The 10,882-nt window shown below is 69.1% G+C and carries 11 protein-coding genes; 4 read left to right on the top strand and 7 right to left on the bottom strand.

Features of this window, described 5'->3' with window-relative positions; genetic code table 11:
• Positions 1-20: 20 nt before the first annotated feature.
• The 7 genes from IT184_02345 to IT184_02315 form a co-directional block, all read right to left on the bottom strand.
• Positions 21-1,388, bottom strand: a complete 1,368-nt coding sequence (locus IT184_02345) for an efflux RND transporter periplasmic adaptor subunit (protein ID MCC7007633.1) — start codon at positions 1,386-1,388, stop codon at positions 21-23.
• A 21-nt stretch (positions 1,389-1,409) separates the two neighbouring features.
• The gene (locus IT184_02340; protein MCC7007632.1) at positions 1,410-2,993 is read right to left on the bottom strand and encodes a TolC family protein; all 1,584 of its coding nucleotides are present in this window, start codon (positions 2,991-2,993) and stop codon (positions 1,410-1,412) included.
• A 64-nt stretch (positions 2,994-3,057) separates the two neighbouring features.
• On the bottom strand, positions 3,058-3,543 hold the full coding sequence (locus IT184_02335; protein ID MCC7007631.1) for a hypothetical protein: 486 nt from the start codon (positions 3,541-3,543) through the stop codon (positions 3,058-3,060).
• 83 nt (positions 3,544-3,626) lie between these two features.
• Entirely contained in the window at positions 3,627-4,817 is a 1,191-nt protein-coding gene (locus IT184_02330) for a 4-hydroxy-3-methylbut-2-enyl diphosphate reductase (protein ID MCC7007630.1), read from the bottom strand.
• Between the two features lie 37 nt (positions 4,818-4,854).
• Complete coding sequence (locus IT184_02325) at positions 4,855-5,460, bottom strand: hypothetical protein (protein MCC7007629.1); 606 nt, start codon at positions 5,458-5,460, stop codon at positions 4,855-4,857.
• A complete protein-coding gene (locus IT184_02320; GenBank protein MCC7007628.1) occupies positions 5,447-6,094 on the bottom strand; it encodes a sigma-70 family RNA polymerase sigma factor in 648 nt (215 codons plus the stop codon). The genes IT184_02325 and IT184_02320 overlap by 14 nt, the downstream gene beginning before the upstream one ends.
• Positions 6,095-6,134: 40 nt before the next feature.
• Positions 6,135-7,151: a SpoIID/LytB domain-containing protein gene (locus IT184_02315; GenBank protein MCC7007627.1), complete on the bottom strand. Its 1,017-nt coding sequence runs from the start codon at positions 7,149-7,151 to the stop codon at positions 6,135-6,137.
• Between the two features lie 90 nt (positions 7,152-7,241).
• Between IT184_02315 and gatB the strand changes: the two genes are divergently transcribed.
• The 4 genes from gatB to IT184_02295 are packed head-to-tail and all read left to right on the top strand — an operon-like array spanning position 7,242 to position 10,816.
• Positions 7,242-8,684, top strand: a complete 1,443-nt coding sequence (gatB, locus tag IT184_02310; GenBank protein ID MCC7007626.1) for an Asp-tRNA(Asn)/Glu-tRNA(Gln) amidotransferase subunit GatB — start codon at positions 7,242-7,244, stop codon at positions 8,682-8,684.
• A 55-nt stretch (positions 8,685-8,739) separates the two neighbouring features.
• Positions 8,740-9,066 (top strand): hypothetical protein, encoded by a 327-nt coding sequence (locus tag IT184_02305; GenBank protein ID MCC7007625.1) that lies wholly within the window; start codon positions 8,740-8,742, stop codon positions 9,064-9,066.
• Between the two features lie 52 nt (positions 9,067-9,118).
• Entirely contained in the window at positions 9,119-10,354 is a 1,236-nt protein-coding gene (locus IT184_02300) for a DUF4147 domain-containing protein (protein ID MCC7007624.1), read from the top strand.
• 57 nt (positions 10,355-10,411) lie between these two features.
• The gene (locus tag IT184_02295) at positions 10,412-10,816 is read left to right on the top strand and encodes a hypothetical protein (protein ID MCC7007623.1); all 405 of its coding nucleotides are present in this window, start codon (positions 10,412-10,414) and stop codon (positions 10,814-10,816) included.
• The last annotated feature ends 66 nt before the right edge of the window (positions 10,817-10,882 follow it).

The raw sequence follows: 10,882 nt of genomic DNA, 5'->3' as shown, positions 1-10,882 counted from the left end.
GCAGGCGCCGCGCCGCCACTCTACTGTGCGTTCGCGCCGGCGTCGCCGCGGCGGCCGCTGCCGCGACCGCCGCGGCGGCTGCCGTCGGCGCCCGACGTGCCGGTGGGCTGAACGTCGCCGGCCGTGGCCGCAGGCGGCGCGGCCGCCGCGCCGTTCTCGGCGCCGCCCGCGCGGCCGTTCCGGCCCCCGCGGCCCCGACCCTCGTTGCCGATCAGGGTGATTCGATCGCCGTTGCGCAATGCGAGCGCCCCCGCGGTGATGATCCGCGTGCCGTCGCCCAACCCTTCGAGGATCTCCACCCGCTCGCCGTCCGACAGGCCGGACGTGACCGGCTGGAACTTGGCGACGTTGCCCTCGCCGATCAGGAACACGCCGCGCCGGCCGTCGATGTCGACGACCGCGTTGCGCGGCACGGTCAGCGCATCCTGCTTGTGGTCGGCGACGAGCCGCACCCGCGCGTACATGCCCGGCCGGAGCCGGAAGCCCGGGTTGGGAATCTCGATCTCCATCGTGGCCGTGCGCGTGGCGGGGTCGAACACCGGCGCCACCCGGGACACGCGTCCCGTGAACTGCTCGCCGGGGAAGGCGTCCACTTCGACGACGGCCTGCGCGCCCTGCAGCACGCGCTTGAAATCCTTCTCCACGAGATTCGCGATCAGCCGCACGGTGCCGATGTCCACGAGCGAGACGACGACCGTGTTGATGCCGGCGAAGGCGCCGGGATCGAGATTGCGGCGGCTGATGGCGCCGTCCATCGGCGACAGCAGGTTCGTGTTCGCGAGATTGATCTTCAGCTCGTCGAGCCGCGCCTGGGTGGACGAGAGCTGCGCCTTCGCGACGGTCACCTGGGAGGCCGCCGAGTTGTACCGCGCTTCGGCGTCCTCGAGCTGCTGCTTCGAGACGAGGCCGCGCTCGTAGCTCGTGACCGCGCGGTCGAGCACGTTCTGCGCGACCTTGAGATCGTTCTCGCGCGCCGTGACGGTCGCCTTGTTGACCTCGATGTTCGCTTCCGACTGATTGACCTGCTCGCGCAGCTCCCGGTCCTCGACCTTCGCGATGAGCTGCCCCTTGGTGACGCGATCGCCCAGCTTCACGGGGACCGATTCGAGGCGGCCGGCGACGCGCGGGACGACGTCGACCGTCGTCTCGCCGATCAGGTTGCCGACGACGGTGATGTAGTCGGTGATGGCGTGGCGGCTGGCGACCGCCGTCTCGACGGCAATGGACGCGCCGCGGCCGCGCCCTCCCGCGGCGCCCCCGCGGCCGCCGGCCGCCGCACCGCCGCTCGCCGGCGCCGTGGCGCCGGCTTCCGTGCCGCGGCTGAGATACCACCAGGCGCCGCCACCGAGCGCCGCAACGACGATGAGACCAACGAGAGCTTTACGCATGCGACTCCGACCGGAGACCGACTAGCGGCCCACGCGCTGAACCCGCTCGAACTCGGCGATCGCGTTCAGGTAACTGATGATGGCCCGCAGCTCGCTCAGGCGCGCCTGCGTCAGGGTGTTCTGCGCCTGCACCACGTTGTAGTTGGTCGACATGCCGACGTCGAAGCGCGTCTGCTCGGCTTCCGCGTTGCGCTCCGACGCTTCGCGCGACTTCTGCGCCGCCAGGTACTGCTTGTACGTGTTGTCGACGGCGAGCCCCGCGTTCGTCACGTCGGCCGACACGGTCAGCTCCTGGGCCTTGAGCTGCGCTTGCGACTGATCGAACTGCAGTTGCGCCCGCGCGTAGTTGGCCTTCGCTGCCGCCATGCCCAGCGGGTAGGTGAAGGTGAAGTTCATGTTCCAGGTCGGATTCGTGATGTTGCCGATCTGCGAGAGCGCGTCCTTGTACCCGCCAGGCAGCCGATCGTTCGATCCCTGCACGAGCCGCTGTCCGCCCTGGCCGGCCAGCGTGTAGAAGGACGAGAAGTCGAGCTGCGGCTTCGTCAGGTTCTTGCTCAGCGTGAGCCCCAGCTCGGAGATCTCGATGTTCTTGCGCGACTGCACGAGGTCGGTCCGCTCGGCGATGGCCGTGCGCACGGCGTTCGGGATGTCCACCGTCCGCGGCGCCACGGCCGCCTGCTCGGTGGGGTTGATCGTCGCGCTGTAGAGCTCGTCCTCCGGACCGCTGACGAGCAGGCGCTTGAAGTTCAGCTCGGCCGTCCGCCAGGCGATCTCGGCGTTGAGCAACTGCTGCTCGGCGGCAGCCACCTGCGCCTCGGACTGGACGGTGTCGATCGGCGCGAGCGTGCCGATCTCGACCTTGATCCGGTTGTCCTGATACAGCCGGTTGGCCAGGTCGAGCGCGCGCCGCTGAATCTCGATCTGCTCGATCGCCTGCCGCAGGTTCCAGTACGCGGTGCGCACGCTGGCCTTGGTGTTCTCGATGGTCGCCACGAGCCGCACGTCCTCGATCTGCCGCTGGATGGTCGTTGTCTTGATCGTGTTGCGCGTCTGGTCGGTGAGGAACCCGGCGAGCAGCGGCATCGAGAAGTTCGCCTGCAGGTTCGAACCGTAGCTCGGGTTCAACACCGTCGTCCTGGAGTTGGTCGCGGTGCGGTTGTTGTTGAACGTGAGGCCCGCCGTGGCGCCATACCACGGCAGCGACTGGGTCATCGCCCCGTTGAAGTTCTGCCGCAGCGTGGTGAGCGTCGTGAGGCCGGGCTCGAGCGTGCTGTTGTTCGGCGCCTTCTGGTTGTTGTACTGGTAGTTGCTCGTCAGCCGCGGGTTGAAGGCCGCGCGCGCGGCCTGCAACTGATAGTCCACGGCCTGCGGCGTGAGGCGCGCCGCCTTGAGATCCAGGTTCTTCTCGAGCGCGATCTGGATGGCCTCCTCGAGCGTCATGTCGAGCAGCCGGCCTCCGGGATCGACGGTCGGCCTGGCCTGGCCGACGACATAGCGATCGGGCGGCGGGGCGGGTGTCTGCTGTGGTTGGGCGGCTGCCGGCGCACCCACGGACAGCGCTCCCATGAGCGTCCAGACCTTCGCCTTCCGAAGCACGTTCATCATGCCGTTCTCACTCCTGAAAGAACTGAAACCACGGTGTGCCGGCGACCGCCGGCCAGCCGCATCGTCAACGCCCCGGGTCGGCGCCTCGCCCGCGGCCGCCGTCTCGGCGGCGGTCCATCAAGTCCTGCAGCTTCTTGAATTGCTCCGGCTGCAACTCGAGGTAGATGCGATAGAGCATCAGGGTGCGGCCCTCGCGCAGCCGCGCGGCCAGCGTCTCCACCTTGGAGACCTGAAGCGCGTACGTCGCTTCGTCGGCCACCCGTTCGCGCGTCATCCGCGTCAGCCGATCCTGCTCCCTCTGGAGCTGCTCCCACCACGCTTTGGCCTCGGCCTGACGCTTCTGGAAAATCCCCTCGATGACCCTGGCCTTCTCGTCGCTGAGCTTGAGATCCGACTTGACGTTGGGGTCGTTCCACCACTGCCAGCCGAACGGCGCCTGGCCGAGGTCCCGAGACCGATCGGGCGGCGCCTGTCCCTGATGAGGACGTGCGGCAAGGGCCGCCGCCACCGCCAGCGGCGACCCGCCGATGATCAATGAGACGGACAGCACGGCGCCCGCGATTCGTGACAATTCTGTGAAGAGCAACTGACGGCCAATCACGCCCGAAAATACGCTCCCAATGCCGCGAGTGTTTACCAAATGGTCAGCGATTCGAGCCGTTCGATGATTTCGCCGACCACGCTGTTGGGCGTCGAGGCCCCAGCCGTCAAGCCGATGGAGACCGCACCGGGCGGCAGCCACCCCGCCGTCACCATCTCGCCGACCTGTGCCGTCGAGGGCAGGCCGATGGGCCGATGCCGAATCTCGCGGGCCGACAGCAGACACCCCGGATCGGCGATGTGGAACGTCGGGACACGCTCGGCGCAGATGCGAGCGAGGTTGCAAGTGTTGCTGCTGTTGTAGCCGCCGACCACGACCGCCAGGTCGATCTGGTGCTCGTCGAGCAGCGCCATGACCGCGTCCTGGCGCTCCTGGGTGGCGCTGCAGATGGTATCAAAGGCCCGGAAGTGATCCGGCAGCGCCGCCGCGCCGTACCGATCGGCCATCGCCCTGCGCAACATCTCGCCGATCGCGAGCGATTCGCTCATCAGCATCGTGGTCTGATTGGCGCACCCGACGCGGACGAGATCGCGACGCGGGTCGAAGCCGGGCGACGCGGCGTCGCCGAATGCCGCCACGAACGCCGGACCGTCGCCGCCGCGACGGATGAAGTCGCACACGGTGGCCGCCTCGGCTTCGTCGCGCACGACGAGGTAGTGGGCGCCCGGCGTCCGCGTGGCCTGCGATGCCGTCGCGCGCGTTTCCTCGTGGTGCACCTTGCCGTGGATGACCGACGTGAAGCCGTCCTCCGCATAGCGGCGGACGTTCTTCCACACGTTCAACACGGAGCCGCACGTCGTGTCGACGAGCGTGCAGCCCTGCCGTTCGAGCGCGACGAGGTCGGAGACCGCGACGCCGAAGGCCGGCAGGATGACGACGTCCTCCGGACCGAGGCGGCTCCAGTGCTCGCCGGGATCGCTCAGGAAGCGGATCCCCTGCGCGCGCAGCCGATCGTTGACGTGATGGTTGTGGATGATCTCGCCGGTGAGGTAGACCTGCCGGTCGGGGAACCGGCGACGGGTCTGGTAGGCGTAATCCACCGCGCGATCGACGCCGTAGCAGAAGCCGAACTCGCGGGCGAGATGAAGCGTCAGCCGTCCACGCTCGTGCAGGAAGCCGTTCGCCTGCACGGTTTCCACGATCTGGCTGTGATAGGCGGCAGCCAGGTCGCCGGCGACCTCGTCCTTGAGATTCAGCCCTTTGCGGAAGATTACGGACGGCATTGCGCGCGGTCGGGCATCCCCTCATTCTACCGCGTTCTCATCGTGCCGAGGCGCTCAGCCTCACCGCGACGGTCGTGCGGGGCGTCAGCTCGTTGATCGCGCCGAGCGGCTCCGGGATGAACGATTCCAGATCCATGTCGAACACCGAGGCGTTCGCCGTGCTCCCGCGATCGGCCTCTGCGGGCTGACCTGTCGCCGGTTCGCTGGCGACGCTCGAGGGAGCCTGGGGCGACGGCCGGCTCGACAGCTTGGCCGTACCGTGTCCGCCGATGGCGCCGATGATGAGCCCGGCCGCGGCCGCCACGCCAAGCCAGCCCGGGGCCACCCGATACCGCGACGCGGCTCGGGGCATCGCCGCGGGGGCGGCCGGAAACGCGATCACCTTGGCGGGCTCGTCGAGCTGCTCGAGCCGCCGCAGGATCTGGGCCTGTTGCCCGGCGAGCCGGTCGGGCGGGAACAGCTCGTCGGCCGCGGTCGTCGCGGCAAATCGAATGGCGTCGAGGCCGCGGCCGAACGCCAGCGCGCGCTCGCCGCAGATGTCGCACTGGTCGAGATGCGCCGGGCGCTCACCCGTGATCAGCGCGTCCACGAGCGCCGCCTCGGAGAGGTGACCCTGGCGGAGGATGGCATCAACGAGCCGCATGGCTACTTCTCCCACTGGACGATGTTGCCGGCGCCGGGACGTTCAACAGCGTCCGGAGCCGGCGGATCGCCCGAAACAAATGCACCCGCACCGTCGATTCGTTCAGCCCGGTCATCGCGCTCACGTCGCGCGACGATCGCCCCTCGAGATGGCTCAGCGTGAAGACGAGCCGCTGCCGTTCCGGAAGCTTGGACAGCGCGCCGAGCAGTTGGCGGCGCCGCTCGGACGAGAGCACCTGGTCCTCGGGGCTCGGCCCGCGCGACGGCAGGTACTCCGCCGGATCCCGTTCGGTCCCGAACGCGTCGACCGAGGCCGGCGCGATCCAGCGTTCCCTCCGCCGCCTCGCCTTCAGCCGATCCAGGCACCCATTGATCAGGATGCGCGTGAACCACACCTCGAAGGGGAGGTCTTCACGAAACGTCCCGAAGTGCATGTAGGCCTTCACGAAGGCGTCCTGCACGGCCTCGTCGGCGTCGGCGGCATTGCGCAAGTAATGCAGCGCAATCCTGACGGCGCGCCGCTGATGCCGGCCGATGAGCTCGGCAAAGCGCTCGCGCGCTTCCGCCAGGCGGCCGCCCGCCTGGAGCGCCTTGATCTCCACGGCGACCCGGGCGTCTTCTTCCCGACCGCTCATGGAGTCTCCTGCCATAGTTACGTCACAAATCAGCGGGCGTTTACGGGGATCTCACCAGGCCGGGAAACGGCAGCGGCCCGTCGGTGGCGGCCCGGCCGCTCGTGCCAATCGCCGTGAGACGGGTTCCTGGAAAGTATGCCGCAAAAATCATCTCGGCGGGCGTTCCTCGGCGGGCACGTGCCGCGGCCCCGATCTGGCACAGGCCGACGCCGTGACCGAAGCCGGTTCCGGTGAACCGGTACTCCGGTCCCTGTTGCGCGAGCGAGAAGCGCGTGCTCATGATCGACCGCTCGCCGAAGGCCCGGGCCAAAATGGCGCGAAACAGCGTCGCGCTCACGGTCGCGGCGCGTTGCCCTCGAATCTCCACCGTGTCGGCGCGCCCGCTGGCGTCCCGTGTCGCGATCGTGATGCGTTGGAGCCGCCCCCCCGTTCGCGTCCGCGCGTCGTCGCCGAGCACCGCCTGCAGCCGCGCGGCCGACACGGCGTACTCCCACGTCCGGTGCGCCGCCGCGGGGACGTCGTCATCGGCCCCGGTGAGGTAGGCGACGGGCCGGCCGCCCCAGACCGCATCGGCTGACGCCGTATGGCCGCCACAGTCCGCGTGGTAGACGGCGTCGGCAGGACGCCCGTCGTACAAAAGGATGGTGTGTCGCGTGCTCTCGACGGCGCGCCGCGCGAGGTCGGCGAACCGCGAGGTCCTGATCCGCGCCGGTTCGTACAGTTGGCAGTGCGTCGTGTCGCAGAGGTCGAAGCCCTCTTCGCGATGGCGACCCAGGTGGGCCAGGGCATACGTGCGAGCAACGATCGCCTGCACGGCGAAGATGCGGGCCGCTGCGTCGGGCGACTCGCCGACTGGAGAGACCTCCGAGAGCGCGGACCCGAGCACGTAGCTCTCGAACGGGACGGTCACGATACGGCCGCCGGTCTTGACGCGGACGGTCTCCGGGATGGTCGGCGCGGATCGAGTCGGCGCGGGCGTGCGAGGGCCGATGCACGCGGCGGTCGACACGGCGAGCACGGCGACGAGCACGCGACGGCATGGAGCGAGAGCACGCACTGATCCGCCTATCGGCCGGTGACGCCAGGCTCGACACACCGCAGGGGCGACGCGCACGATCACGCGGCGGTCCGGGAATAAGATGTGCCGATGTCCGCGTTCGAACCCGTCATCGGCCTGGAAGTCCACGCGCAACTCTCGACCGCAACCAAGATCTTCTGCGGATGTGCCACGGCCTTCGGCGCGCCGCCGAACACCGAGGTCTGTCCGGTGTGCCTCGGGCTGCCCGGCGCGTTGCCGGTCTTGAACCGCCGGGCCGTCGAGCTGGCCGTCCGCGTCGCGCTCGCGCTCGGCAGCGCCATCCAGCCGCGGTCGGTGTTCGCCCGCAAGAACTACTTCTACCCCGACCTGCCGAAGGGATACCAGATCTCCCAGTACGAGTTGCCGCTCGCCCGCGGCGGCGCCATTCCGATGCCGGCCGGGCAGGAGGCCATCCGCCTCACGCGGATTCACATGGAAGAGGATGCCGGCAAGTCGCTCCACCATGGGCTGCCGGACTCGGCGCGCACGACCTCGCTCGACTTCAATCGCAGCGGCGTGCCGCTCATCGAGATCGTGACGGAGCCCGAGCTGCGTTCGGCGGCGGACGCCGCGGAGTGCTTCTCGAGACTGCGAGAGATTCTCGTCGCCGTGGGCGCCAACGACGGCAACATGGAAGAAGGCAGCCTGCGCTGCGATGCGAACGTCTCCGTGCGGCCCGTGGGGTCGGCCACGCTCGGCACGAAGACCGAGATCAAGAACGTCAACTCGTTCCGTTACGTCCAGAAAGCGATCGCGTACGAGATCGATCGCCAGATCGACGTCCTGTCGCGCGGCGGGCACGTGCACCAGGAGACCCGGCTCTTCGACAGCGAGACCGGCGAGACGACGCCGATGCGCGGAAAGGAGGAAGCGCACGACTATCGCTATTTCCCGGAGCCCGATTTGCCGCCGCTCGACGTGCCCGAGGCCTGGATCGCCGAGATTCGCACGGCCCTGCCCGAGCTTCCTGAAGCGCGCAAAGAGCGGCTGGTCGCGGCGCACGGGCTCGGCGAGTACGACGCCGACCTGCTCGTACGGCTCCTCGACGGCGGGGCAGACTACTTCGAGGCCGTCGTCGGGGCGGGTGCGCCCGCCAAGGCCGCCAGCAACTGGATGCAGGGCGAAATACGCCGCCGGCTGAAGGACCTCGGCGAAGACGACATGGCCCGCGTGCCGGTCCCGGCCGACGCGCTGGCCGAGCTCATCGTCGCGGCCGAGCGTGGGGTCATCAGCAGCACGGTGGCGAAGGACGTGTTCGACAAGATGTGGACGACCGGCCAGCGCGCCCAGGCGATCATCGACGCCGAAGGGCTTGCGCAGATCGCCGACAGCGCTGCACTGGCTGCCCTGGCCGACGATGTGCTGGCCCGGCATCCCGATGCCGTCGCGCAGTACCGCGCTGGCCGGACCAACACGCTCGGGTTCCTCGTGGGCCAGGTGATGAAGGCGAGCGGCGGGAAAGCGAACCCCAAGGTCGTCACCGATCTGCTGAAGCAGCGGCTCTCGGCATGAGGCACCCTGATTCGATACTCGATTGACACAGGTACGGCAGGCAAGTACACTCGAAGTGCTCCTGCTGATGGCCTTGAAGAGTCGTCCGACTTCCGTCGACGTTTCAGGTCTGAACGGTTTGAGTCGCAGATCCGCCTGTAGCTGTCTCGCCGAGTTCTTCCGCGAAGAGTTCCTCAAACACCATCGCTGCCTCGAGCAGCAGCGCGAGTACTTCTCGGATACGGCGATCACCCAGGTGGAGGACGCCATCAGCCGGGTCATGGCCAATCTGGATTCGCTCTGCCAGCGAGACGACGCCTGTCAGAAGATCGGCGAGCTGCTACGGCAGATCGACACCGTCACGAAACTGTCCGCCTGGACCGATCCGCACACCCTCCATTAGCACCGTCCTTCGTCAGCACCTCTCGGCTATCGTCTCGGCGGCTGTTTCAGCCGTGGACGCTCGTCGTCTGACCGCGCGCGCCCTCGTCGACATCGACGAGACGCTCGGCCGCGAACGCGCCGTTCGTGTCGTGGCCGCCGGCAAGGCGGCCGTCGGGATGGCGACGGCGGTTGATCAAACCATCGGCGGGCGCATGGCCGCAGGCGTGATGACCGCCGCTGCCGACGCGCCGTTGCCCGCGCGCTGGCAGGCGTATGCCGGCACCCATCCGACGCCGTCTGCCGGAAGCGAGGCTGCGGGCCGCGCGGCGCTGGCCCTCGCCGACGACACGCGAGCCGCCGGCGGCCTGCTGCTCGTCTGTCTCTCCGGGGGCGCGTCGGCGATGCTGGCCGTGCCGGCACCCGGTCTGACCATTGACGAGAAGCTCGCGGCGACGCGACGGCTGTTGCGCGCCGGCCTCGACATCGCCGAGCTGAACGTCGTCCGCCGCCATCTGTCGGCGGTGAAGGGGGGCCAGCTCGCGGCGCGCGCCGGACGGTCGATCACGCTCGCCATCTCGGACGTCTGCACACCCGTCGAAGACGATCCCAGGGTGATCGGGTCGGGCCCCACGTCGGCCGACGACTCGACGTTCGCCGACGCGCTCCGGGTGATCGATCGACACGCCCTGCGTGGCGAGTTGCCTCCGGCCGTGATGAGGCATCTCGAGGCCGGCCAGGCGGGCCGCGTGGAAGGACCGGTGCCATCCGGCGATCCCAGGCTGCGGCAGGCGGCGTACTGGATCGTTGGCTCGCGTCACGACGCCATGCGCGCCGCTGCCGAGGTAGCCCGTCGCCTCGGATACGACGTCACGCTCGTCAAGGCGCCGACGATCGGCGAGGCGCGTCACGCGGGGCGCGATCTGGTCGATCGCGTGCGAACGCTCGAGCGTCCGCACTGTCTCATCACTTCGGGCGAAACCACCGTGAAGGTGAAGGGCCACGGCCGGGGTGGACGCAACCAGGAAGTCGCGATCGCGGCGATGGAACTGCTCGCCGGGCTCGCGCCAGCCGCGCTCGCCAGCATCGGCACCGACGGCGTCGACGGCCCGACCGACGCGGCCGGCGCGTTCGTCGACGCCGGCACCGTCCAGCAGTTGGGCGCAGGTGCGGCGGCCACCATTGCCGATGCGCTCGACCGCAACGATGCCTACCCGCTGCTCGACCGCCTCGGATGCCTCATCCGCACCGGACCGACGGGGACGAACGTCGGCGACCTCCAGGTCGTGCTGCTACCGCAGGCACGCTGAGCGGCGAGACCAGGGTTCCGGGCGCCGGCTGTTCGGAAGTCGCGTAGTATTTGGCCCATGTCCTTGAAGCTCATCGGGATCCTGCTGCTCTCGCTCGTCGTCGCGGCCGGGGCGGGTTGGATGGCAGGGGCGTCGGGACGCTCCGCGCTCGAGCTCGAGCAGCAGCGGACGGTGATGCGCGCCGAGTTCGCGGAAGCGCGGGCCCAGGTGCTCGACGGCCGCGTGAGCCTCTACCAGAGCAACTTCGGCAACGCCGTCGAGCGGTTCCAGCGCTCGCGCGATCTGATCGGGCAGATCCAGGCCCAGCTCCGGCAGATGGGCCTGGTCGATCAAGCGGGGCGGCTCGAAATCGCCATCACGCATCTCAGCGATGCCCAACAGGCGTCAGCCGCCTTCGATCAAACGAAAGCCCACTTCGCCGCCGATCAGGCCTTCGAGGCGCTCACGAAGGCCGGCGGATAGCACCGGGTCAGCCGCGTCGGCCGCCGCTCTGAGCCGGTCCGCCGATCGGAGCGAGCGGCAGCCGAC

The organism is Acidobacteriota bacterium (assembly GCA_020853395.1).
Classification (GTDB): domain Bacteria; phylum Acidobacteriota; class Vicinamibacteria; order Vicinamibacterales; family SCN-69-37; genus JADYYY01.
Note: the sequence above shows the minus strand (reverse complement) of the source record. Positions and strands in the feature narration are given on the sequence as shown.